This is a genomic window from Streptomyces griseus, assembly GCF_900460065.1.
Lineage (GTDB): Bacteria > Actinomycetota > Actinomycetes > Streptomycetales > Streptomycetaceae > Streptomyces > Streptomyces griseus.
Window position 1 is genome coordinate 159055 of the sequence record NZ_UAVD01000004.1, and the last position, 24512, is coordinate 183566.

Annotated in this window: 21 protein-coding genes and 1 pseudogene; 8 read left to right on the plus strand and 14 right to left on the minus strand. The window is 70.1% G+C overall.

All coding sequences use genetic code 11. From position 1 onward, the window contains the following. Positions 1-192 precede the first annotated feature (192 nt). The 5 genes from DTB53_RS02330 to DTB53_RS02350 all read right to left on the minus strand — a co-directional run bounded on the left by DTB53_RS02330 (position 193) and on the right by DTB53_RS02350 (position 4134). Positions 193-576, minus strand: coding sequence for a DUF3037 domain-containing protein (locus DTB53_RS02330; protein ID WP_003970532.1), 384 nt, complete (start codon positions 574-576; stop codon positions 193-195). Then, positions 573-1454, minus strand: a complete 882-nt coding sequence (locus DTB53_RS02335; RefSeq protein WP_003970531.1) for a HipA family kinase — start codon at positions 1452-1454, stop codon at positions 573-575. The genes DTB53_RS02330 and DTB53_RS02335 overlap by 4 nt, the downstream gene beginning before the upstream one ends. Positions 1455-1686: 232 nt before the next feature. After that, positions 1687-2043: an STAS domain-containing protein gene (locus DTB53_RS02340; protein WP_012381793.1), complete on the minus strand. Its 357-nt coding sequence runs from the start codon at positions 2041-2043 to the stop codon at positions 1687-1689. Position 2044: 1 nt separating this feature from the next. Further along, the gene (locus DTB53_RS02345) at positions 2045-3331 is read right to left on the minus strand and encodes a PP2C family protein-serine/threonine phosphatase (protein WP_042497603.1); all 1287 of its coding nucleotides are present in this window, start codon (positions 3329-3331) and stop codon (positions 2045-2047) included. Further along, positions 3331-4134: an alpha/beta fold hydrolase gene (locus DTB53_RS02350; protein WP_012381791.1), complete on the minus strand. Its 804-nt coding sequence runs from the start codon at positions 4132-4134 to the stop codon at positions 3331-3333. The genes DTB53_RS02345 and DTB53_RS02350 overlap by 1 nt, the downstream gene beginning before the upstream one ends. 458 nt (positions 4135-4592) lie before the next feature. Between DTB53_RS02350 and DTB53_RS02355 the strand changes: the two genes are divergently transcribed. The 3 genes from DTB53_RS02355 (at position 4593) to DTB53_RS02365 (ending at position 8024) form a co-directional block, all read left to right on the plus strand. After that, positions 4593-4808, plus strand: a complete 216-nt coding sequence (locus tag DTB53_RS02355; RefSeq protein ID WP_042497600.1) for a hypothetical protein — start codon at positions 4593-4595, stop codon at positions 4806-4808. Between the two features lie 1156 nt (positions 4809-5964). Next, complete coding sequence (locus DTB53_RS02360) at positions 5965-6546, plus strand: carbonic anhydrase (RefSeq protein ID WP_003970526.1); 582 nt, start codon at positions 5965-5967, stop codon at positions 6544-6546. A 17-nt stretch (positions 6547-6563) separates the two neighbouring features. Then, the gene (locus tag DTB53_RS02365; RefSeq protein WP_042497597.1) at positions 6564-8024 is read left to right on the plus strand and encodes a SulP family inorganic anion transporter; all 1461 of its coding nucleotides are present in this window, start codon (positions 6564-6566) and stop codon (positions 8022-8024) included. A gap of 272 nt (positions 8025-8296) precedes the next feature. On the opposite strand, the gene DTB53_RS02370 is transcribed toward DTB53_RS02365, so the two are convergent. Together DTB53_RS02370 and DTB53_RS02375 are read right to left on the minus strand one after the other, a co-directional pair. After that, positions 8297-9811 (minus strand): FMN-binding glutamate synthase family protein, encoded by a 1515-nt coding sequence (locus DTB53_RS02370; protein WP_003970524.1) that lies wholly within the window; start codon positions 9809-9811, stop codon positions 8297-8299. 157 nt (positions 9812-9968) lie between these two features. Beyond that, positions 9969-11663 carry an acetolactate synthase large subunit gene (locus DTB53_RS02375; protein WP_003970523.1) on the minus strand — a complete coding sequence of 565 codons (1695 nt, stop codon included), beginning with the start codon at positions 11661-11663 and terminating at the stop codon, positions 9969-9971. Positions 11664-12238: 575 nt separating this feature from the next. On the opposite strand from DTB53_RS02375, the gene DTB53_RS02380 reads away from it, so the two are divergent. Continuing rightward, positions 12239-13258 (plus strand): MDR family NADP-dependent oxidoreductase, encoded by a 1020-nt coding sequence (locus tag DTB53_RS02380; RefSeq protein ID WP_012381788.1) that lies wholly within the window; start codon positions 12239-12241, stop codon positions 13256-13258. A gap of 20 nt (positions 13259-13278) precedes the next feature. Further along, on the plus strand, positions 13279-13713 hold the full coding sequence (locus tag DTB53_RS02385) for a MerR family transcriptional regulator (RefSeq protein WP_012381787.1): 435 nt from the start codon (positions 13279-13281) through the stop codon (positions 13711-13713). A gap of 442 nt (positions 13714-14155) precedes the next feature. On the opposite strand, the gene DTB53_RS02390 is transcribed toward DTB53_RS02385, so the two are convergent. Further along, positions 14156-15241: a hypothetical protein gene (locus DTB53_RS02390; RefSeq protein ID WP_012381786.1), complete on the minus strand. Its 1086-nt coding sequence runs from the start codon at positions 15239-15241 to the stop codon at positions 14156-14158. Between the two features lie 13 nt (positions 15242-15254). Then, entirely contained in the window at positions 15255-16274 is a 1020-nt protein-coding gene (locus tag DTB53_RS02395) for a hypothetical protein (protein ID WP_012381785.1), read from the minus strand. Positions 16275-16641: 367 nt separating this feature from the next. Here DTB53_RS02395 and DTB53_RS02400 point away from each other — a divergent pair, with 367 nt between their 5' ends. Continuing rightward, positions 16642-17166, plus strand: a complete 525-nt coding sequence (locus DTB53_RS02400; protein WP_256090815.1) for an Imm21 family immunity protein — start codon at positions 16642-16644, stop codon at positions 17164-17166. A 228-nt stretch (positions 17167-17394) separates the two neighbouring features. Here the strand turns inward: DTB53_RS02400 and DTB53_RS02405 are convergent, their stop codons facing one another. From DTB53_RS02405 to DTB53_RS02430, 5 genes and pseudogenes are all read right to left on the minus strand, one after another. Continuing rightward, complete coding sequence (locus tag DTB53_RS02405) at positions 17395-17910, minus strand: DinB family protein (RefSeq protein ID WP_012381783.1); 516 nt, start codon at positions 17908-17910, stop codon at positions 17395-17397. 114 nt (positions 17911-18024) lie between these two features. Beyond that, positions 18025-18162, minus strand: a pseudogene (locus tag DTB53_RS37195) (IS5/IS1182 family transposase); the annotation flags it as partial. A 753-nt stretch (positions 18163-18915) separates the two neighbouring features. Then, complete coding sequence (locus DTB53_RS02420; protein WP_413251626.1) at positions 18916-20619, minus strand: VanW family protein; 1704 nt, start codon at positions 20617-20619, stop codon at positions 18916-18918. A 515-nt stretch (positions 20620-21134) separates the two neighbouring features. Continuing rightward, the gene (locus tag DTB53_RS02425; RefSeq protein WP_012381781.1) at positions 21135-21530 is read right to left on the minus strand and encodes a DMT family transporter; all 396 of its coding nucleotides are present in this window, start codon (positions 21528-21530) and stop codon (positions 21135-21137) included. Next, complete coding sequence (locus tag DTB53_RS02430) at positions 21531-21845, minus strand: DMT family transporter (RefSeq protein ID WP_012381780.1); 315 nt, start codon at positions 21843-21845, stop codon at positions 21531-21533. Between the two features lie 83 nt (positions 21846-21928). Between DTB53_RS02430 and DTB53_RS02435 the strand changes: the two genes are divergently transcribed. Next, positions 21929-22531 (plus strand): TetR/AcrR family transcriptional regulator, encoded by a 603-nt coding sequence (locus DTB53_RS02435; protein WP_012381779.1) that lies wholly within the window; start codon positions 21929-21931, stop codon positions 22529-22531. A 250-nt stretch (positions 22532-22781) separates the two neighbouring features. Next, positions 22782-24431 carry a PP2C family protein-serine/threonine phosphatase gene (locus tag DTB53_RS02440; RefSeq protein WP_042498891.1) on the plus strand — a complete coding sequence of 550 codons (1650 nt, stop codon included), beginning with the start codon at positions 22782-22784 and terminating at the stop codon, positions 24429-24431. Positions 24432-24512: the final 81 nt, after the last annotated feature.

Genomic DNA, 24512 nt, shown 5'->3' on the forward strand with positions numbered 1-24512 from the left:
GCTCAGCGGACGTCGGAGCGTTTCCCTGACAGAAAGACTCCCGATTGCTGAGCAACCGCTTAGTACCTTCAGCAGACGAGACGCTAGAAGCCCTGGCACCCGGTGTCAACGGCGCACGCCCCGGCGGGCCGCACGTCACACCGGGCGCAAGCGCCCGCCCGGCGGGACGTCAGGGTCCGGCCGGGGCGCGGATCAGCGCACGAGGAGGTCGAGCAGCCGGTCCACCTCACCGGCCGGGTCGGTGGTCAGCCCGCTGTGCACGGCGCCGGGCTGGACGACCGTGGAGCGTGGGGCGATCAGCCAGCGGAACCGCCGCCCGGCGTCGTCGTCCGCCGCCTGACCGGCCCCCTCACCACCGCCGCAGACCCCTTCCACGGCGCGCAGGGCGGCCCGCACCCCGACGACGTCGGCGTCCGGATCGAGGGCCTTCAGCTTCGCCTCGTCGAGGTGCGTACGGGCGGCGACGAACGCGTGGGCCCGGCAGTAGACGAGCACCCCGGCGTTGAAGCACTCCCCCCGCTCGACACGGGGCACCACGCGCAGGAGCGCGTACTCGAAGACGTCGCGGCGCGTCATCGGCCGCCCTCCTCGCCGGTGCGGGCGACCGCCGCGGCGCGGTCGTCGCCCGCGGCCTGCTTCCGCCGTGGTGGCAGCCGGTCGGTGAGCCAGCCCGGAGCCTGGGAGGGCCGGGTCGCGGTGGGCGCGTCCAGCGTGATCCGCTCGTGGACGGTCGCAGCCCGCGCGAGCAGCGGGGCGATGTAGGCCCGGCGCACCTCGTCGGCGGAGGCGAAGCCGGGCTCGTCGGCCAGCCAGACGTCCGGCACGTCCGCGGCGACCTCGGTGAGCAGCTCCTCGGTGACCAGCGGGGCGAGCTCGGCGGCCGCGGCCGCGATGTCCGGCCCGAAGGGCGCCAGGACGTGGTCGGACGCGTTGTACGGCTTGGCGGCGGAGGCCTGGGCGCCGGGCCAGTTGTGGTGCCAGATCATGGTCGCGCCGTGGTCGATGAGCCAGAGGTCGCCGTGCCAGACGAGCAGGTTCGGGTTGCGCCAGGAGCGGTCGACGTTGTTGATCAGCGCGTCGAACCAGACGATCCGACCGGCCTCGGCCGCCCCGACCTCGTAGGCGAGGGGGTCGAACCCGAACGAGCCGGGCAGGTAGTCCATCCCCAGGTTCAGTCCGCCGCTCGCGCGGAGCAGCTCCTGCACCTCCTCGTCGGGCTCGGCGAGGCCGATGACGGGGTCGAGCTCGATGGTCACCAGCTCCGGCACCCGCAGCCCCAGGCGACGGCCCAGCTCCCCGCAGATGATCTCCGCGACGAGCGTCTTGCGACCCTGACCCGCCCCGGTGAACTTCATGACGTACGTGCCCAGGTCGTCGGCCTCGACGATCCCGGGGAGCGAGCCACCCTCACGCAGGGGGGTGACATAGCGAGTCGCTACGACTTCTTGCAACACTTTCGCAGACCACCCATCTCTTCAACCTTGTAATCAATGGAGAAGCATAGTAACCAAGGGTGACCGATGGTGAGGAATGTCCTTGAGTTCCTCGGCCATCGAAAGGGGCAGTCCACGGTGCGGATCGTCCTCCTCCTCGGCAAGGCGAAGTACAGCCTGCCGAGGTCGTCGCCGAGATCGTCTGCCGACGGACCGCTCGTTCCTATATGAGGGGGGCAACGGCGCGGCATGGTTACGAGGTCTGCTTCGCCGGGCTGATCGTGGCGGCCGACGTGTCCGGGTGGAAGGTGAAGACCCGGTCCAGACCGACGATGGCCAGGATGCGGGCGGTGTTGGCGGGGACTGCGGCCAGGGCGATGTCGGCGCCTTGTTCGCCCGCCAGGTTCCGGGCGGCCAGCAGGACGGCGATGCCGCTGGAGTCGCAGAAGTCGAGGGCGGCGAGATCCATCACCAGCAGGTGCCCCGGGGCCAGGGTGAGACCGTCCACCGCCTTGCGCAGGTCCGGTGCGGACTCGTGGTCGAGGCCGCCGTGTACCTCCAGTACGGGGCCGGTGGCGGTGCAGCGGGAAGTGATGGTCAGCGCGGTCATCTCAGGTTGTCCTCACGGAGGTGGTGGCCCCGGCGGGGGCCGGGATGCCCAGGGCGAGGAGTGCGGTGTCGTCGTCGAGGCCGTCGCCGAAGGAGGCGAGGAGTCCGGACAGGGCGGTGATCAGGGACTGGGGGCCTGCTGGGGGCTGTCCGGTGGTGAAGGCGTGCAGGGCGTCCTCGCCGTAGATCTCCCGGCCGGGACCGGTGCGGGCTTCGGTGAGGCCGTCGGTGTAGAGCAGCAGGGTGTCGCCGGGCAGCAGGCGGGTGCGGGCGGCGCTGAACTGGACCCGGGGCAGGACACCGATGAGCATGCCGCCAGGGGTGGGCAGGTATCCGGCGCTGCCGTCGGCACGCTGGACCAGCGTCGAGGGGTGGCCGCCGGAGGCCAGGTGGACGTCGACGTGACCGCCCGCGGGGTCCAGTTCGAGGGTGCCGAACACGGCGGTGCAGTACCTGGTGTCGCCGCTGCGGTAGCGCTCGTGCAGGACGGTGTTGAGCGTGGTCAGCACGGTGACGGGGTCGGCGTCGTGCAGGGCGGCGGCGCGCAGGGTGTACCGGGTCAGGGAGGTGACGGCGGCGGCCTGCGGACCTTTGCCGCACACGTCGCCCAGGAAGAACGCCCACCGGCCGCAGTCCAGGGGGAACAGATCGTAGAAGTCTCCGCCGAGCAGGTCGGGGGAAGCGGTGTGGTAGTAGCAGCCGGCCTCCAGGCCCGGGATGGCGGGCAGCACCGCGGGCAGCAGGTTCTGCTGGAGGACGGCAAGGGCCTCCTGGAGACGCTCGCGGTCGGCCTCCGCCTGGCGGCGGGCCTCCTCGGCGGCCTTACGGCCGCGCAGCAGTTCCCTCTCGTAGGCGCGGCGGTCGCGGGCGTCGAAGACGGTGGTGCGGATCAGTACCGGCTCGCCGTCGGTGCTGGTCCTCACCTTCGAGGTGACGAGCACCGGCATCCGGCCGGCGGCGGTCCTGATGTCCAGGGCGATGCCGCTGACCCCGCCCTGCATCTGGAGCGCCGGGGCGAAGTGGGTCTCGTGGTAGAGCTTGCCGCCCATGGTGAGCAGGTCGGTGAACCGCATCCGGCCCACCACCTCGGCGCGGTCCAGGCCCAGCCAGTCCAGCAGCGTGCTGTTGATCTTCGCGATGGTGCCGTCCATCAGTGTCGACAGATACCCGCACGGCGCCTGCTCGTACAACTCCTCGGCGCTGTCCTCCAGGAGCGCCGTGAACGCCGCGTCGGTGGCCTCCACGCCCTCGTCCCCGCTGGGCTCGGACGACTGGCTGGTACGGCACATCACCGGCGTGTTCCGAGGAAGTCGGTGATCGCCGCAGTGGTGGCCTGCGGGGCACTGAGCTGCGGGCAGTGCCCGGTCGCATCCAGGGTGACCAGTGTGCTGCCGGGGATCGCGTCGCGGACGTGGGCACCGACCTCGGGCGGGGCGATCACGTCCTGGCGGCACTCCAGGATCAGCGTTGGCACGGTGACCGTTTTCAGGTCCGCGCGGCTGTCGGACAGGAACGTGGTGCGGGCGAAGACACGCGCCATGTCCGGGTCCGTCGCACAGAACGACGTGGTGAGCTCCTGGCCGAGCTCGGGCCGCTCAGGGTTGCCCATGATGGCTGGGGCCATCGCCGCCGACCAGCCCAGATAGTTCGACTCCAGCGACTCCAGCAGCTCGTCGATGTCCTCGGCGCTGAAGCCGCCCCGGTAGCCGTCGTCATCGATGTAGCGGGGCGAGGGAGCGATCATCACCAGGTGCGAGAAGCGTTCCGGTGCTGTGGCCGCGGCGAGCACCCCCACCATGGCGCTGACCGAATGCCCCACGAACGTGACCTCCCGCAGGTCCAGCTCCTCGCAGACCTCCAGCACGTCCTGTGCGTAGCCCGCGAGGGAGCTGTAGCGCTGCTCGCTCCAGGCGGCAGGCAGCGACTTCCCCGAGCCCACGTAGTCGAAGAGCACCAGCCGGTAGTCCTCGGCCAGCGCCGGCACGACCAGCCGCCACATGTTCTGGTCGCAGCCGAATCCGTGCGCCAGCAGGAGCACCGGCCCGTCCGTACGGCCGGTGACGGTGACGTTGTTCCTGCGGCGGATGTCCATACCGGCCAGTCTCGCACCCTCCCCGCCACGCGGAACACGGGCAACGGGGCAGACCGCGCCCACGACGAATGGGAAGCGCGGGCTGCCCCGGGGGACGGTGCAGGCGGGGCCCCGGAAACGGCACCCAGTCCTACCGCTTCTCCGGCGGCCATCAGGACCCCACCCAACTCCTCGGACCGGGCTGGTTCGCGGACAAGATTGAACAGGCATTCGATATCGGCGGAGTCGTCAGTGAATTCGCCGGCGGCGCTACCGAAGCGGGCTTTACCGGCCTGGCAGGCATGGACCGGTGGCACGCTCATGGGGGCCACCAGTTGGGCAACAGCGGCCGCCTTCGGCGTCACCACGGGGGTGGCGCGGGTCTTGCGGTCGGATTCGGCAGCTACGCAGCGACGGAATTCGGAAGTCATTCCGCCGAAGACTTCGTCAACAGGCAATTACCCACCAGGAGGCCCATCATGATCGTCGCTGTCGTACTGGTCCTGCTCGGAGTGCTGTTCGTCACCATCGGAATCCATGCATCCCGGGCGCAAGGCAGGATGATCGCGGCGCGACAGGACGCGCGCAATGCGCTGATCGGCAAGTCGGTCACGCGAGTCCTCTTCCTGGGAGTAGGCGCGGTCTGCCTCATCTCGGCCGGCGCGTATGTCGTGGGTGAGATCTCCCGGGGCTGATGCCGAGGCGCCACACGGCCCGGGCATGACGGCCGACCGGGAGCAGGACGCCACCCAACTCCTTCAAGAGACGGCGACCGGAGCACTCGAAGAAGGTACTTCCGGGATGGTCGCCGCCTCGTCAGAACCCTGGACGAGCTGCGCTTCATCGTCATCGAGCACTGCGTGTTCGACCTGTGGAGGAGTCGCGAACAGCCCGCGAGCCCCGAGCCGCCCACGGTTCGGGGCTCGCCGGGCAGGCCGGGCGGCGCAGGCCGTCCAGGTTCGCCGAAGACTGTGCCCGCTGCCGCTCCACACACCCGTCACCGCGCCCGGGCAGGCTGCTCGAAAGAAGGTGCGAGAGGGCTGCCGGGGGCCATTGCCGCCCACCGCGCCCCCTGGAGCAGACAGCGGCCGAACGACATCTGCGGCCGGGCCGATCGGTCGGCCGACCGGCTGTGCCCAATGCATCTTCATTCGGAATATGCGGGTGCTGGAACACGTGACTCTTCGGGGTGGCGGGGTTCCAGGATCGGGCGCGGATTCGGCCAGGCGATGCTTGCTTTCAGGTCTTTCTCTCGGCCGACACGTGGAGTTAACCCTGGACGCGGCTTTACCTACCTATGGTGTTCTTGATCATTCGATGACCATCTCTTGGTCCGAGCCATACGCGTGAACCAGCCGGGAGGGACGAGCCTGTTGCGAGCTGCGACGACCCAAAGCGCACCAGCGCTCTGCGGCACCCTGCTGCCCGCTTCTCCGCTCCGTGCGGTTTCGTCTCCTGCCGTGCCTCCGCACGCCGTTCGCTCTCCTTACACCGGCATCCAGGTCAGGGGCACCTCGTCCGTCCTGGAACTGCCGCACGAGGCCCCGTGCCTTTCCGTCCGCCCGCCCCATGGTGACCCGGCAGGGCAGCCTCGGACGCGTGTCCGCCACCACACGGACGCGCATACGTCGGGAGCGACCGACCGGTCGCCGGCGGCCGCGAACCGAAGACGGTGACCAAGCTCGACACGTCCGCGCCCAGCGTTGTGCGTGGTCGAGCGTCGAGCAGATCCACGGCCCTTTCCGGGCCACACGCCAGATGTTCCGCTGCTCAGCCGGTGGAACGCCCCCCACATCTCCGTCACGCAAGTCCGACGCGCCATCGCGGCGCGCCAGGAGGATTCACCACGCCATGCAGCCTCTCATCGACAACGCACGCACCTTCGGCCGGCGGCCCGAGGAGTTCGCGGACCTCGCCGCAGGACAGTCCCCTGAAGTCCTGTTCATCACCTGCTCCGACTCCCGGGTCGTACCGGCCCTGATCACAGGTGCGCGGCCCGGCGAGCTTTTCGAGCTGCGCACCGCCGGCAACATCGTTCCCCCCTACGTATCGGCCACTCCCACCGGCGAGGCAGCGACGATCGAGTACGCCGTGAAAGTCCTCGGCGTCACGGACGTTGTGGTGTGCGGCCACTCCCACTGCGGCGCGGTCGGTGCCGTGGTGCGCGGTGACGATCTGAACACCGTTCCCGCCGTACGGGACTGGCTCGCGCACGCCGCGGACGAGCCCGAGTGCTCCGACCCGGCCGACCCGACGGTCGCCGAGGCTGTGCAGAACCACGTCCTGACGCAGCTTCTGCGGCTGCGCTCCTACCCCTGCGTCGAGCAACGCCTGCAAGCCGGCGCCCTGCGCATGCACGGCTGGTACTACGAGGTCCACACCGGCCTCGTACACGAATACCGCACGGGGACGCACTCCTTCGAGACGCTCTGAAGGAACGGGTGATCACTATGCTGTCCAAGTTCCCTTACCTGCGTCAGGACTTCTTCGCCTCCGTCGTCGTCTTCCTCGTCGCGGTGCCCCTGTGTGTGGGAGTGGCGGTCGCCTCCGGTGTCCCCGCCGAGCTGGGGCTCATCACCGGTATCGTCGGCGGCCTCGTCACCGGCTTCATGCGCGGAAGCAGTCTCCAGGTGTCAGGGCCGGCCGCCGGGCTGACGGTGATCGTCTTCGAGGCGGTCAGTGAGTTCGGGGTCGGTACTCTCGGTGTGATCGTGCTGATCGCGGGTCTGCTCCAGCTCGCCATGGGCTTCTTCCGGATCGGTCGCTGGTTCAGGGCGATATCCGTCTCTGTCGTCGAGGGCATGCTCTGCGGCATCGGCCTGGTGATCATCGCCGGGCAGATCTACGCCGCGGCGGGGCTGAAGGCTCCGGAGACCGGCGTCGGGAAGATCACGGGTCTGCCCGGCGCGTTCGCCGACGTGTACGGGAGCGCCGAGGCGTTGGCTTCCCTCGCGATCGGTGCGGGCACCATCGCCGTCATCGTGCTGTGGAAGAGGCTGCCGAAGCGCGCCCAGTCCGTGCCCGGGGCCCTCGCCGCGGTGATGCTGACGACGGCCCTCACACTCACCCTCGGACTGCCGGTCGCCACCGTCGAGGTGGAAGGCCTCCTCGGTGTCGTCCAGCCGCCCGGCGCCGCCGCCTTCGGCGAACTGGCCAGTCCCGCCATCTGGGGAACGATCATCGCCTTTGCGCTGATCGCCTCGGCGGAGAGTCTGTTCAGCGCTGCCGCCGTGGACCGGATGCACGACGGTCCGCGCACCGAGTACGACAAGGAGATGGTCGCGCAGGGCACGGGCAACACGGTCTGCGGACTGCTCGGCGCCCTGCCCATGACCGCAGTCATCGTCCGCAGTTCGGCCAACGTCACCGCCGGTGCGAGGACGAAGGCGTCACGCGTCCTGCACGGCGTGTGGCTGCTGCTGTTCGCCGCCGCACTCCCCTCGGCCCTGGCTCTGATTCCGCTGCCCGCGCTCGCCGGTATCCTCGTCCACGCGGGCTGGAAGCTGATCCCGTTCCGCCAGATCGCCGGGTTGTGGCGAGAGCACAAGGGCGAAGCGGCGATCCTGGTCATCACGGCTCTCGCCATCGTCGTGGTGAACATGTTCGAAGGCGTTCTGATCGGTCTGGCGCTGGCCGTCGCCAAGACCGCCTGGGAGGCCTCGCACGTCAGGCTCGAAGTCATCGACAAGGGCGCGGGTCCCATCGAGGCGTACGTGTCGGGCAACGCCACGTTCCTCCGCCTGCCGAAGATCCTCGACACTCTGGAGTCCCTGCCTCAGGACCGCCCGGTCGAACTCGACCTTTCAGGATTGCACCACCTCGACCACGCCTGCCGCACAGCGCTGGAGAGCTGGGCCGAACGGCACAGTGAGACGGGCATCGAACCGGTGAGGCTCACCAGCGCGGCCTGAACCGTGTGACCCGAGGTCCCCCTCGGCTCTCCGCCCGTCCCCTCGGCCTCATGGGGATCGAAGCCGACGGTCCCCACTCGTCACCTGGTCCCGCGAGACCTCGTGGAGGAGGGCGACCGTCGGCTTCATCTCAGCGTTGGTCGGCTGACGTCCGGTGAGCCATGCCGAACTCCCCGTGCCTGGAGCACGGCGACAAGAGTCGGCCTCGGGCGTCAGCGGACCACCGCCGAGGGGTGCGACCGTGGTTGACGACAGGTGGCCGGGCAGCCGGCTCAGGTGGAGAGCAGCTCGGCGAGCTCCTCGGCGAGCTCCGGGCCGAGCGAGCCCCAGCCATCCTTGTAGCCGTACACACTCCCCAGGCTGCGGGCGTCGTAGTCGCCGTTCAGGATGTCTATGTCGGTGGGGGTGATGAGTGACGGGTGGAGGACACCGACGGCGCCCGAGACCTTCAGCAGATCCTTGCGCAGGGTGCGCAGGTACATCGCGGCCCGCTCGCCCTTCGAGGATGCGTCGATACCGCGCGCCAGCCACGGATTCTGGGTGGCGATGCCGGTGGGGCACTTGTCGGTGTGGCACTTCTGGGCCTGGATGCAGCCGATGGACAGCATCGCCTCACGGCCCACGTTGATCATGTCGACGCCGAGGGCGAAGGCGACGACGGCTTTCTCGGGCAGGCCGAGCTTGCCGGAGCCGATGAAGGTGATGTCGTCGGTCAGGCCTCGCTCGGCGAACACGCCGTAGACGCGGGTGAAGCCCGTGCGGAACGGCAGGGACACCGAGTCGGAGAAGATCAGGGGAGCCGCCCCGGTGCCGCCCTCGCCACCGTCGACGGTCACGAAGTCGACCCCGCGATCGCCCCGCTCCATCAGGGTGGCGAGTTCCTCCCAGAAGTCCATCTCCCCGATGGCGCTCTTGATCCCGACCGGCAACCCGGTCTCCGTGGCAAGAAGTTCCACGAAGTCGAGCATCGAGTCCACGTCGTGGAACGCGGTGTGCCGCGACGGCGAGGCGCAGTCCTCGCCTGCGGGAATGTCGCGGATCCTGGCAATTTCGTCGCTCACCTTCGCGCCCGGCAGCATGCCGCCGAGCCCCGGCTTCGCGCCCTGCGAGAGCTTGATCTCGATCGCCTTGACGGGCGCGTCCGCGATCATGGACTTGAGCTTGTCGAGGTTGAACGTCCCGTCCTCGTTGCGGCAGCCGAAGTACGACGTACCGATCTGGAGGACGAGGTCCCCGCCGTTGAGGTGGTAGGGCGACAGGCCGCCCTCGCCGGTGTTCTGCATCGTCCCGGCCAGCGCCGCGCCCTTGTTGAGAGCCGTGACGGCCGCGGCGGACAGCGAGCCGAAGCTCATCGCCGAGATGTTGATGACGCTCGCCGGTCGGAACGCCTTCGCGCGACCGCGCGGTCCGCCGAGCACCTTGGCCGAGGGCAACGCCGCCTGCGGGTCGCTCAGATCGGGCAGCGCGTCGGCGAACGTACGCTGCTTCACGTATGCGTAACCCTGGACGTGCTCGATGTCGTTGTCGGTGCCGAACCCGAAGTAGTTGTTCTCCCCCTTCGCCGACGCGTAGATCCAGCTGCGCTGGTCACGGCTGAAGGGACGCTCCTCGTCGTTGGACGTCACGATGTACTGCCGTAGCTCGGGGCCGATCTTCTCCAGCGCATACCTGGCGTGTCCCACCAGGGGGAAGTTCCTCAGCAGCGCGTGCTTCTTCTGCACGAGGTCGCGGGCGGCCACCAGCGCCAGCCCCGTGGCGGCTGCCGCACCTATGCTCCGAGCACGCATCACAAACGTTCCTCTCCTCGACCTGCCGAACCTCACGGTGGCCGTCTACCCCGCGCCGGGCAAATGCCACGCGATGCCGCAGACCCGAGGGCACCGCCCCCCGTGGGAGGGCCCCCGCGCGGCCCGCAACGGAGGTGGGGCCGCGCGGTGGGCGGGGTCAGAGCGCCGAGTCGAGGTGCCCGAGGTGCTCGATGAGGTTCATGTTCTCGGCGTAGTCCACCGGGCAGTTGATGATCGACACGCCCGGGTCCGCCAGTGCCTCACGGAGCGTCGGCAGCAGGTCCCCGGCGGACTCGATGTGGTAGCCCTTCGCCCCGAAGCTGCTGGCGTACTGGACGATGTCCGGGTTGCCGAAGTCGGTGTTGGAGTTCTCCCCGACCTCCAGGTCCATCTTCCACTTGATGAGCCCGTAGCCGTTGTCCTCCCAGATCAGCACGGTCAGCGGGATGTTCTCGCGAACCGCCGTCTCGATCTCCTGGGAGTGCATGAGGAACGAGCCGTCGCCGACCGCCGCCAGCACCTTCGTCTGCGGCCTGGCGAGCTGGACCGCGAGCGCGCCGGGCAGCGAGAAGCCCATGGTGGACAGGCCGTTGGAGATGAGGCAGGTGTTCGGCGCGTACGTCGGATAGAGCCGGGCCATCCACATCTTCAGCGCCCCGGTGTCGACCAGCACGATGTCGTCGCGACCGAGCGCGGCGCGGGTGTCGGCGATGACGCGCTGCGGGGCGAGCGGGTAGCGCTCGTCCGCGGCGCCCCGCTCGAGTTCCTCGGCCAGCAGCTTGCGGGTGGCCGCGGTGTCCTCGTCGTCGACGGTCCAGCGCAGGCCGTCGAGTTCGGTGACGAGGGCGTCAAGGGAGGCGGAGATGTCGCCGATGATGCCGACGTCGACCGAGTAGCTGTCGTCCACCTCCGCCGGGACGCGGTGGATGTGGATGATCTTCTTGTCCCCGTCCGGGTTGATCCGGGACGGGTCGAACTCCTGCAGCTCGTAGCCGACGGCGATGACGACGTCGGCCTCCTCGAACCCGAAGTTGGTGTAGTCGCGCCGCATGAAGCCGAACGTGCCGGTCGCGCACGGGTGGTCGTCGGGCAGGACGCCCTTGCCGTGGAAGGTGGTCGCCGTCGACACGTCGAGTGCGGTGGCGAACGCCGCCAGCGACTCCTCGGCACCGCCGCGCGCCGCGCCGTGTCCGGCGAGGATCACCGGCCGGCGGGCCTCCCGCAGCAGCTCCACCGCCCGCTTGATCTGCTGCGGGGACGGCGCCTCGGGCTGCACGACGTTCCTGCGCAGCGGGCGCAGGTCCGAGCCGTCCGTCGCCTCGTCGACGTCCTCGGGCACGGCGAGGTAGACGGCGCCGGGCCGCTCGGACTCCGCGGTCTTGAACGCGCGCCGCACCATCTCGGGGATGGCCTGGGTGGCCGGGACCTCCGCCGACCACTTCGTGACCGGGGCGAACATGCTCACCAGGTCCACGAACTGGTGGGACTCCTTGTAGTTGCGCTCCTTGCCGACCTGGGCGGTGATCGCGACAACGGGCGTGCTGTTCGTCATGGCGTCGGCGACGCCCAGCATCAGGTTGATCGCTCCGGGCCCCAGCGTCGCGGACATCACACCCGCCGAGCCAGTGAGCCGGCCGTGCATCTCCGCCATGAAAGACGCGGCCTGCTCGTGCCGGGTGAGGACGTAGCGGATCTTCTCCGAGCGGGCGAGGGCGTTGGTGAAACGGATGTTCTCCTCGCCGGGTACGCCGAACACCACCTCGACGCCCTCGTTCTCCAGGCAGCGAACCAGGAGTTCGGCCGCTCCGTCGGGGGTCTGCTTCCGGTGCTCGGCGTCGCTCACGCTGATCATGTCCTCTCCTGAGTTCCGGCCGCGCCGAAGGGCGGGCCGGTCAGCCGTCTACCCCGGCCTGCCGCCCGGACGCCTGCGGGCCGGACCGGTGTCCGCCGGTATCGCGCGGCGTGCGGCCGAATGACGGCGTTTCCACGCGGCAACAGAACCGGGCCGACCCCTCGGAGCCACTTCACATGCCACGCCCACCTCGGAAGCGAAGCGCGGGCGACGGCTGCTCGACAGGACCCGGCGCTCTTGTCGTAGCGGGCGGCGATACCTCGCCACGGCTTCAAGCGATGCTGGGCAGCGCCTTCGCCCGCACCGCCCTGGCCCCCGCCCTCACCCCGGTCCTCACCGCCGCCCCGGCCGCTACCGACTGGCGCACCCGCGAGGACAACTTGGCCAGCGCCTACGAGGCCGTCGCGGCCGCACGCATCCAGCTCGGCCTCACCGAACCTGTTCAGAGCAGGGGGAAGAGAGCGAAGCAGCCTGCCGACCTTGCACTTGACGCGGGCGTCAAGTCCTACCGTCGGAACGACCGATCGCCCACGGCCGCCGAGGACATCCCGCGCGGCCCCTGCCCAGGAGCAGCCATGCCCTCTTCCAGCCCCGCCACCTATCGCGAGGTGCGTCTCACTCGTCGCCCGGAGGGAGAACTGACGCCCGATCACCTCCAGGTGGTGACTTTCCCGATACCCGACCCGACGCCCGGACAGGTCCTGGTACGGAACACGCTGATGAGCGTCACCGCCGTGATGCGCACCCTGATGCGGGACGAAACCGATCTGCCCGTGACGGGCTACGCGCCCGACCGCCCGCTGTGGGGACCGGCCCTCGGCGAGGTCGTCGCGGTCAACGGCTCGGACGCCGGGCTGGTCCCCGGGGATCTCGTCACCCACCGGCACGGCTGGCGCGAGTACGCGGTGGGTGACGCGGCCGAGTTCCAGCGTGTCGACCCCGCCGAGCTGCCCGACCCGGCGGCTCATCTGTCCCAGGGCTTCACCGCCTGGCTGGGCATCGTGCGCGGTGCGCAGGTGCGGGCCGGGGACACCGTCTTCGTCAGCGCGGCGGCGGGCGGCGTCGGCACGCTGGCCGGTCAGTTCGCCCGGCTGCGGGGAGCCGCCCGGGTGATCGGCAGCACCAGCTCCGAGCGCAAGGCACGCGTTCTCGTGGAGCAGCTCGGCTATGACGCCGCCGTCATCCGCGGCGCGGGATCCATGGAGGACCAACTGCGCGCGGCGGCCCCCGAAGGGCTCGACGCGGTCTTCGACAACGTCGGCGGGGAGCAGCTCTCCGCGGCGCTCGCGGTGGCTCGCCGGGGTGCGCGCATCGCGCTCATCGGGGCGCTCGACGGGCAGCTCTCCGGAGGATTTCGCAGTGTGATCGAGGTGGACAGCGGCTCGCTCATCCTGCGCGGGATCACGGTGCGCGGTCTGTCCGGGAGCGATCACCTGGATGCGCTCCCGGAGTGGACGAAGGAGTTCGGACAGGGGCTGCGGGACGGCACGCTGACCTTCCCGCATGTCCGGGTCTCGGGAATCGACCAAGCCCCCCGGGCGTTGTGCGACCTGTTGGAGGGCCGTCACATCGGTGCGGTCCTGGTGGAACTCTGAACCTGATTCGGGGGCGAACCGTGCGTATCGGCGACGCCGCCGCGGCCGTCGGGCTCACACCGCGGGCGCTGCGCTACTACGAGGAGCGCGGCCTGTTCACGGCCCGCCGCTCACGGGTGGGCCACCGCGAGTACGGGGCGGAGGACCTCGACCGGCTCCGCGCCGTGCGGGAACTCCTGGACGCGGGGCTGACCATACGGGACGTGGAGTCATTGGTTCCGGTGTTGGACGGCCGGCCTCCCGAGGTGGGGCCGGCGACCGGCGACGGCGGGGCCGGGGGCTGCCCGGTGGAGAACGTCACGCTGCGCCGACTGGACGGTCTCGACCAGGCCATCGAGCGGCTGACCGCGCTCCGCGGTCGGCTTGCCCACGCCCTGGACCACCGCTTCGGCGACGGATTCCGCACCGCCGTCGCCCGGCAGCCCCGGGAGACACCCGTGGACCGCGCGGCCTGACGTCCCCGATCGTCGACCCCCGCCGTCGGCGCCGGGCGCCGGCGGGGTCGCCCGCAACGGTTGGTGATCCGGGCTTGGTGAGCGGGTTCCCGACATCGTGAGGAAGGGGAGGATGCCCGACCGCCGCGGGCGGCAGCACGGTCGGTTTCGCCCAGGCTCGTGACGATTCGGTGCTGCCGATGGTGCCGGCCTTCCGTGCCCGGCTCGGATGGTCGACGACCTCGGCAGGAGTTCGCTCCTGCCGCAGGCCATGACCGGCCCGGAGCACGACTCCTTCGGCAGGCAGTCTCACCGCATGGCCGGCTCCGCCGGCGCAAGCCCGCTCCTCGCGGATGGGGCCGCCCACTTTCCCCGGACGAGACTTTGCGGACACGACCTGAGCGCTCTACCGGACGGGCCCGGGACGCGTCGCGCGCCCGGGCCCGTCCCGTATCGGTACAGGTCAGCGAACCTGGACGGATGCGACCAGAGTGTTCAGGTCCGGCCAGAGCTTCTTGTTGGTCTCCGGCAGTACGACCCACAGCACCGAGGGGCGGACGCGCCCGGTGTCGACCACGAGGACCGCGTTCAGGTCCATCGTGGACGGCACCCCGCGTTTGTGGAAGTGGATCTCACTGACCAGCAGCCAGGCGTCACGTCCGTCGACCTTCAGCGGCTGCGAGGCGACGTCGACCAGGACCGCCTGGTCGCGCGGGTACTCGTAACGACGCCGCTCGTCCATCACCGCGCCCGCCACACCCCGCAGCTCCCCGGTGCCGCCGGCCGCGGCCATGATGTCCTCGTCCACCTGCGTGGACTTCACGAGTGCGCGCTGGCGCCCCTCCTGCTTGCGGGTGAAGCCGTCGAAGACCGGATCCAGCGTCCTGCTCCGGTCCCACGTACCGCCCAGCTCCGCGTACTCCAGGGAGGAGTCCGTGACGGTGCCGACGACCGGCGAGCCCTCGCCCGGGTACTCCGGCACCTTGACGGTCCCGGTGAGCCGCCGCTCCTCGGGCAGCGGGGAGGCGCCGGGGGTGAGAGTGGGCACGGGGATGCCCGGTCGCGGGGCGGCCGTGACGCTTCCCGCGCAGATGGCGGACGAGGGGTCCGTTGTGTTGTGCGCCTGCTGGACCACCTTGCCGTCGACCAGCACGGTGCACGTGAGAGTGCCCCCTTCCTGGTCCTCGCGGCTTGTGACGTCCAGATAGAAGTCGGCCCCCGGCGCCATCTCGACGGTCTCGCGGTACGGCAGGGTGACGATCCTGCGGGACTCGTGGCTGTCGTTCGCGTTCCCGACGCTGAGGTTCACCGAGGGGTGGTCGCCCGTCGCGATGTAGGTGACCTCGACCCGCCGGGCTTCCTTGTCCCGGGACGCCCCGTCGTCGCTCGGGTCGCCGACGGCCAGGGCCAGGCCCACCGCGCCGAGCGTGACCACCTCGAAGAGGATCACCAGGGCGCCGACCAGGGAGAATCCGCTCGGGATCCGGTCGAAGGTCTTCTTGCCGCGGCCGGAGTGGAGCTCGCGTCTCGGCTGGGATGTCTGCGTCATGTCGTCCTCCCCCTCACGCCCGGCCGCTGTCGCCGGACCGGCGCCCGGCCGGTTCGTCGGCGAACCGCGTGGCGAGCAGCCCCGCCTCCCGCGCATCGTCCAGCATCCGGTGCAGGTCCTGGAGCCGGGACCGGTCGGCGAGCCCCTCGATCTCGGCGACGGCCAGCTCGTCCCGCACCGTGTTCACCACCAGTTCGTGCATGTCCTCGCCGAGTTGCTCCAGCTCTCGTACGGCCTCCCACTCGCGGTACGCCGCGTCCGCCGCACGGGTGTTCTCGGCGTACCGCTCCAGCGCCTCCACCCGCTCCTCCAGCGCGCTCGACGACAGCCGCAGCGCCTGCCGCTGAGTCCGCAGCACTTCCTCCACCCGCGAGCCGGAGGCGTCCCCGGCAGCGGCGAGCACCTTCCGCGCCAGCCGGGTCAGCTCGGCCAGGCGCTGGGCGATCTCGTACTGCTGGGCCGGCAGCGTCACGTCGTTGGCGATGTCGTCCAGCAGCCCCTCCCGGTCGACCTGCGACTGGAGTACCGCCGTCACAGCGGCCTGGGCGCGCTCCATCCGGCGCAGCGGCGAGTGGCCCAGCAGCTCGCGCAGGGAGTCGCCGCCGAAGTCCTCGGCCAGGTAGTAGCGCCCGTGGCGCAGCCGGGCCACCCGCTGCCGCTCGTCGGTCCCGCAGCCGAGGACGACGATCAGCGGCCAGGCCAGCAGGTGCGCGCCCACGACAGTCAGGACGAACGCCTCGAACCCGAACTGGACCCCGACCCAGACCAGCCCCGCCTGCGCCGCGAGGCCGACGGCCAGGCCGGTCCACACGCCGATCAGCGCCCACAGGATCGTCACCGGCAGTAGCGCGCACACCGCGGAGACCCCCAGGGCCGTCCAGATGTCCGCCTTCGTACGGCCGCCCAGCGCCGACTCCTCGGGCAACGGCAGCGTGGCCGGGAAGAGTCCGTCGGCGGACTTCTCCAGCAGCGCGCGCTCCGCGTCGTCGAGGGCCGGGTCCACCACCGGCCGCAGCGCAATGTCCTGCGCCATTCAGCAACACCCCCCACAGGTCGGGGGAGATCGTTACACACGCCGCAGGGGCTCCCCACGCCGCCCCTGTTCCCGGCCGCCGACCGAGACGGCTCGAACCCGAAGGCGAACTGTCCTCCCCCTTGGCCTGATGCCGCCGAGGCCGACGGGGTGCGACGCCCGGCCAGAGGCGCGCGAGGCGTTTCTGGCCGGTAGCCGGCACCCCCGGTCCCGCAACTGAGGATGCGGCAGACTCTGGGCCGTTCCTGCTCCGGTGCCAGTCGCCACTGCGGACGTTGTCAGTGGGCGCGGGCACACTGATGTCATGAGCGTTTCTTCGTCTCCCGAAGCCCGTGCGTCCCGTACCTCCCCCGTCTGGGTGGAGTCGATGGGCGGGCCCTTGATCGTTGTCCCCGTCTCCGCGTTGGCTGTATGGCGTGGGTGTACGGAGACCGGGGTCATGGTGGGAGACGCCACCGCTCCGGACGACTACGACCGGGCCTGCGCGGTGGACGGGCCGGCTGGTGTGATCACTGTTGGCGAGAACGGTGCGCAGGCGCTGGTGTTGGCGGACGAGCCAGCCCCCAGTTGCTTTCTACCCGAGCATCGGGCCTTCCTGCGGTGGCTGGCGGCTGACTCCGAGGTCGAGCTGAAGGCGGCGGCCAGGACTGTTCTTGCGAACCCCGCCACCGAGTGGGAGGAGTGCGGCACGTGGTCATCGGACGGTCCAGCCGTGCTCATGGACTCTGCCGAAGCAGGTTCCGCGCTGTACACCGAGCATCCCGGCGGCGGGGCACCGTCCCAGGCGTCGGTTGCGCTGCCCGCCGGCCGCTGGAGGATCCGAGCCACCCATACCAAGGCGGACGAAGAGAACTGGGTCCGCCTGGTCCAGATGATGCCCATCGAATCGTGAACGGCCAGGTGCTCTGGTTGAGTGCGTTTACGTGCTGGGCACAACGCTGCGCAGGCGGGCGACGCCGAGCACGGGGTCGGCCGGTCAGGACGACGAGGCGATGATCCGGTCAGCCGCGGACAAGGCGGCAGGCCGACCGGCTTCGACAAGCGGGCCTACGTCTTCCACGGCACCGTCACCGTGGCAGCGATCCGGCTGTGGCTCCGCTCGCAACCCGCACGACCGGTTTCAGGCCCCGGTCCGCCCGTCGACGAGCTCACGCACGACATCGAGGTGGCCGTTGTGGCGGGACGTCTCCTCAATGAGGTGGAGGATCACCCACCGGAGGTCTACCTTGCGGCCGTCGCTGATGGAACGCTTGGCCGTTGAGTCCAGGTCGTGGTCGGACACCAGGCGACGGTAGCGCGCGCTCTGTTCCTCGTACTCGGCAAGAAGCCGGGGCAACGGAATGTCGACTGCTGTCCGCATCTCAGGGTCGGGATCATCGTCGGTCGCCCCGGTGAGCGGCCCCGCGAGCTCCTCGCCCAGAAACATCACTTGGAACCAGTAGTACTCGACCCAACGCAGATGGCTGATCAGCCCGCACAGCGTCATCAGCGGTGAACCCGGGAGCGGGGCCTTGCGGGCGTCCTCGGCGGACACGCCCTCGCACTTGGCTCGCGCGGTGTCACGGGCGTAGTCGAGGAAAATGACCAGCTGCGTACGCTCGTCCCACGTGGGAGGCGTGTCGGTTCGTTGAGTCATCGCGAGGAGTTTCCCGCAGCATGGAACGGGTGTCGACCCAATTCATCGGAAGCACCGTCAAGTCCCACAGCACCGACTGTGCTCAAGGAGAACCTGGCAGATCCGGACAGGACCTAGCCGTAGCCCCCACGGCCGTGCGCGCCGCAACTCCTCCGCGGCCTCGCGGCGCACCACGGTCACCAACTTGCTGAAGCCACGCGGGCTCAGGCCGGTGAACGGGGCTGTCCGGGACGGCTCAGACGCCGGGATCACAAGAGCCCTATCAAGATCATCAGACCTATGAACAGCCGTTACGGGAGGGCCCTTGGTCTCGCGTTCTCGTGAAGCGGCCTGTCCGACGGGTGGGCAGGCAAGCGAGAATGGGACCGTAGGATCCCGGGCCACGAGGTGGCGACCTCGTCAACGCCAACGACGAGGGAGCCCGGCTCCGACGAGCCGGGCCTCTCGGTGTCCGTCTGAGATCCCGATGGTCCCCGACAACGAAGGTGGATCAGCTGCCATCGGAGTCGGACGGCCTGAGGCGCGCGTCCTATCTCCTGCGAGCTCTGCTCAACAGAAACGCCACTCCAACGATGACGATCAAACCGATGGCGATGATCCAGAAGGGCGGTGAGCCCTGGCCCGCCCCTTTGGCCAATTGCTGTACGTATGACATAACGCCTACCGTCCCCTTCCCGTGGCACCTCACTACAGCCCGTCATCCGGGTGTCCTGTCCACGCGTACCCCGTGAACTCGCCCAGCTTCGATGGCAGGCAGCCCAAGTTCAGAGGTCGTCGTCGTTCATGCCCCCAGACTCAGACGCACATGCTCTCGGGTGGCTTTCGGTGGCTTCCGCTCGCTCCGGCCGGCGCCTCCGGTGGCAGGACGTACGTGCCAAGGTCGTCGGCCTCGACGGTCCCGGGGAGCGGGCCGCCCTCGCCCCGTGGGGTGACATCGCGGGTCGGATCACCAACACGCGGGGCGAGGGCGGCGGGGCGGGGCCGCGGTATCTGCTGGGACGTCGTTCAGTCGCAGGTGACTTCGTCGCGCGGGTCGTATCGCGTCTTAAAGTTCTCCGTCTTGACCGTTCTGCCACCGTCCTTGAAGATCCGGTCGACGGAGACGTTGAAGCCTTCGAGCGGGGTCTGCGGGACGCAGCTCTCTCCGGATGCCCCCTCGCGGGTCGCCGGCTGCTTCACGGAGGTGCGCGGGCCCTTGACCGATTCGATCTCGTCGTACTTCTTGGTGCCGAGGAAGGTAATGGTGACCGAGGTGTCCGTGGCACGGGCGTCGATGTATATCGCCTTGCCGGAGTCGTTCCTGAACTTCAGGTCGAGACTGCCCCAGGCCACCGTCGCCTCCCTGCCCTCCGGATAGCGCTCGATGTAGAACGAGTGAGCTCCGTACTCCACCGGTTTCACACCGGCGAAGAAAAAGGCGTTGAAAACCGTGGTGGCCACTGCGGAGACGCCTCCTCCGGCAGCCTTCTCGTACCGGTCGTTGTTGATGATGACGCCTTCCACGAAACCGTTGGCCTCGGTCCGCTCGCCCACCGTGCGATTGAAGCTCCAGGTCTCGTCGGGCAGGACAACCGACCCGTTGATCAGCTCTGCGGCACGGCCGATGTTGGTGACGCGGTAGGGGGCGGACTCGAAATCGACCGTGAAGGTGGACATCTGCTCCTTGATGCCGAGGCGGCCCAGGTTGTCACGGGTCAGCGTGGGCTCGACCTCCTTGACGCCGACCGCGCCCGTGCGGGCTGCTCCGCTCCTGGTCAGCAGCGGCAGTACGGCCTTCTTGAGCGCCGAGGCCGTGACATCCTGCCCGGCCTTGCCGTCGGAGGCCACCGCCACTCGGCCGCCGTCCAGCCTCAGTTCGGCATTGGCCGGCTCGTCCAGGGCCAGCGCGAGCGCACTCGCCACCGCCGGTTCGGCCAGGAGCCCCTCGCCGTCCAGCACGGGGGCCAGCGAGTTGTCCCCGTCGGGCTTCATGGCGAGGTGCTTGCCGAGCGCCGCCGGGCCGATCTCGATTCTCCGACCGTCGACGGTGAGCGTCACCGGCGCCGACATCGCCGGAGTGGCGAACTCCTTCATCGCGCGCTCGACTTCCGCCGCACCGACCCGCGGTTCGGTCGTGCGAACCGGGAGTCGCACGGGATCTTCGCCCTGGCCCGGAATCTCCGAAGCAAGCTGCTCGACCGCGCCGTCCACATCCAGGGATCGCCCGGTGACCGGTCGCACCGGCACCGGCTCGCCCGCCTTGAACCTGACGGCGCCCTCCCGCGCCTTCCGGTCGTACGACGCGGCCTCTTCGGCCAGCGATGCCCGGGCCTTCGTCTCGTCCACACGGATCACCGGCTCGACCTCGCGGTCACCGTTCGCGAAGAGGCGGCCGATCACGGTGAAGGGATCGGCTCCCGTCTGCGCGGCCCGGGCGACGGTCTCCTCCGTGTCCAGCGAGATGCCGGATATGCGGACGGTGCCGTCACTGTCACCGAGGCGCACCTTCACCGGCTCCGACCAGGCCTTGCCCAGGCCGCTGTCCAGCCTCTCCCGCGCCTGCGCGGTGCTCAGCCCCCCGATGTCCACACCGCTCACCCGCGTGCCCGCGGGAACATCGTCGCCGGCGACGAGCAGCCCCACGAGATACAGCCCACCGAAGCCCGCACCCACGGCTCCCGCGACGAGCGCGACCCGGCGGCCTATTCGGCGACGCCCGGCCGACGCAATGTCGGCGGGTCGGCCAAGAAGAGATGGGCGACTCACTGATTCTCCTCGTCTGTGACTGCGGCGCGCTGCGGGGAGCGCCCGTGCAGTAGGTAGCTTTCCGAGTGACAAGTAAAAGGGGTCTACCTCTGCCGGTCCGACACACACCCTAACCGCTGGGTAACTAAGTCGGTTAGTAGGAAACGGTAATCTCGGTCACGATCGCCCACGGCCGAGAAAAGGGAGAGATGACGGGCCCCGTTCCAACGACGAGACCGTCCGGTTGAGTTGTATTCGGCTTCCCTTGGGCCTTTGCCCCCCCTGCGCCGCACAGCCGGTACCCCCGGGGAATCGTCAGCGATTCTTCGCCCGACCGCCCGACCGCCCGCCTACCCCCGCGCCCGCGGTCACGGTCACCGGTATCGCCATCGCCGCTCCGCGGGCCCGGACGGATCCGTAGCGGCATCCCGGCGGTCGGCGAGGCGCCTGACCACGGGGGCGCCGCTACGGACGTGCGGCACCCCCGCCCGGGACGGGCCTCAAGGGGTCCCGTTCGGTGCCGTGACCCCGTCGGACCGGTCCTCCGCGTCACCGGGACGGGAGCCGCCGCCGGTCGGACCCGGCTTGGACAGCTTGAGTCCGGCGATGCAGCCGATGATGCCGATCAGGAACAGCACCTTGAGCGCGCTCGCCGCCTCGCCGCCGGTGACCATGGCCCAGGCCACCGTGAGGGCGGCGCCGGTGCCGGTCCACACGGCGTAGGCGACGCCGATGGGGATGTGCTTCGCGGCGCGCGACAGACCGATCATGCTCAAGATCAGCGCGACGAAGAACACCACGCTCGCGACGGGCCGGGAGAAGCCGTCGCTGGCGCCGAGCGCGGTGGCCCAGACGGCCTCCAGCACGGCACTGACGAAGAGAATCAACCAAGGCACTCAGCTCACCGCTTTCAGTCCGACGACGCAGCCGATCAGGCCGGCCAGCAGAGCCGCGCGCAGGGGTGTCAGCCTCTCCTGACCCCGCGCGGCGGCGATCAGGACGGTCAGGACGGCACCGATGCCGACCCACACCGCGTACGCGGTGCCGGTGGGCAGCGACGTCATCGCATAGGCCAGTCCCGCCATGCTCACCGTCATGGCGACGGCGAAGACGACGGTCGGCACGAGCCGCCGGAATCCCTGGGACATCCCCAGGGCGGTGGCCCAGACTGCCTCCAGCACGGCGGAGGCGATCAAGACGATCCACGCCATGTCCACTTTTCCTCTCCTGTTTTCGTACGACTGTGCCAAAAAGACCGTAGCACGTTCTCGTACGGTCGTGCGACAATGGCGCCATGCCTCGTGTGATCGACACCGATGAACGCAACCGCCAGGTCGCGGAAGCGGCGTGGAGAGTTCTGGTACGTGAGGGCCTCCCCGCGCTGTCGGTGCGCAAGGTGGCCGCCGAGGCGGGACTCCCGCCCAGTTCGCTGCGCTACACCTTCCCGACACAGGCCAGCCTGCGGATCAGTGCGTACGCGCTGGTGGTCGAGCGGCTCGCCGAGCGGGTCGCCGCCATCGAGCCGGGCGCCGATTGGGCGCGGGCGGTGCTCCTGGAGCTGCTGCCCCTGGACGAGTCGCGGCGCTTGGAGATGGAGATCACCGTGGTCCTCGGCACGGCGGCGATGGCGGACGGCGATCTGCGGGCGACGCACCACAGGGCGCACCGGGCGGTGAGAGACCTTTGCGAGCGGGTGGTGCGCGCGGTGGAGGTGGACCCGGCGGACGTCCGGGTCCAGACCGAGCGCCTGCACGCGATGATGGACGGGCTCGCTCTGCACATGATCCGGCAGGGCGAGGACGAGGGCACGGACTGGGCCGTGCGGGTCGTGGACACCCACCTGGCGGGTCTGGAACGGGCCCCGTCCCCTCGGGCGCTGCCGCCGACGCCCGGGTAGCGCCCGGGCCGGGCGGAAAGCCGCGGAGGGTTCTGCCGCGCCGGCGACCGCCGGTGGCCAGGTGGCCGCGCGACGCACCTGGGTGTGCTGATGTCCGGGATGCGAGAGATCATCGGAGCATGAGTGGTGATGATCCACTGGCGTCGTCCCGGGAGCGGGGCGGGCGGAGCCGGTCAGAGACGGCCGCGTGCGGTGTCCTGCCGTGGGCCCGGTCCTCGGGTGCGTCGCTCCGGCGGCGGAGGGGACGGCCGTGAACGAGGAGCGTCTCCTCAGGCGGTACCAGGCGCTCATGGGGGCCGTGCCGCAGTCCGTGTGGGTGATGTCGCCCGACGGTGTCGTCACCGTGTTGTCCGGCGGCGGGATAGCCGAGAAGCTGTGGACTCCGGGCCTGGACATGTCGTGGATGGACGCCGTCCATCCCAAGGACCGTGACTGGTTCCAGCGGGCGTGGCGCAGGGCCACGCAGCAGCGCTCCTCCCTCGACACGATCGTCAGGGTGCGGCTCGAAGGCGCCGTCGACCGCTTCCGCCACGTCAAGATCATCGCGGCGCCGGTGGTCGACGAGGACGGCGAGGTGGAGTTCGTGGGGACCGCCACCGACGCCGAGGAGCACTGGCGCGCCCGCATAAGGGAGAAGCTGCTGGCGCGCATGGCGGCCGTGCCCGCCGCCCGCGATCTCTCGGAGGCCTTCCTGACGACGGCGGCGGCCGTCGTACCCGAGCTCGCCGACGCGGTGGCCATCTTCCGTGTCGTGGACGGCGTCGAGGACGGTGGACGGCCTTCCGGAGTACCGGCCGCGACCTCGCCGGAGCGGGTGGGGCTCGCCCCGGGACTGCCCTCCCTGCCCCCGCTGGACGCCGATTTCGCGCTGGGTCCGGTAGCCCGGCGGGCCATCGAGAGCCAGGAGGCCCGGCTGCTGGTCTTCCCGCCCGGCGGGCCCCCCGGGGACGGACTGTCGGAGGTGTCCGTCCGGTGGCTGCGGGAGGCCGGGGCGACCGGTGTGGCCCTGCTGCCCGTGGTGGTGGACGGCCGGACCGTCGCGCTGGCGACCATCGCGACCTGCCGGGGCAACCCGCCCCCGGACGAGGCCGACCTCTCCCTGCTGCGGGACGTCTTCCAGCAGATGAGCGGGCCGCTGCGCCGGACAATGGAGCTCCAGAACATCCGCGGCAACGCGCTCGCGTTGCAGCAGTCGTTCCTGGCGGCCCCGCCGTCCGTGGAGGGCCTCACGATCACCGCGCTCTACCATCCGGCGGACTCGGCGGCGGAGGTCGGCGGGGACTGGTACGACGCCGTCCGGCTCTCCGCCGACGCCCTCGCCCTGTCCATCGGTGACATCGCGGGGCACGACCTCGACGCGGCCATGGCGATGGCCCGGGTCAACAGCATCCTGAGGGGACTCGCGTACGACAGCGGCCCGGCCGCCAGCCCGGCGGTCACCCTGAGCCGCCTCGACCGCATCGTGCAGGCACTCGACAGTCCGTCGATGGTGACGGCGGTGCACGCGATCCTGCGCCGGCGGACGGACGGCGGCTGGCACATCGGCCTGTCCAACGCCGGGCACCCGCCGCCCCTGCTGATCCCGGCCGACGCGCCGTCGCGCCATCTGCACGGGCTCGCGGCTCCGGACCCGCCCCTGTGCGTCACCGACGACCTCGTCCGCACCACCCTCGACGCGGACCTGCGGGAGGGTGACACCCTGGTGTTCTACACCGACGGGCTGGTGGAGACGCCGGACACCGACATCGGTGACAACCTCCGCCGGCTGCGGGCACGCGCCGACGCGCTGAGCCACCGGACCCCGCCGCTCCCCTCCCTGGTCCGCGGTCTCCTGCCGCCTCTCCACCACCGCCGGGACGACATCGCCATCATCGCCCTGCGGGCGCAACGGGACTCATGACCGCCCGGACACCGGCCGTCTCATCGTTTGCGCCCGGACCCGCGCCTCTATACCGTCGAGAAGGCCCGTCCCCGGACGAAA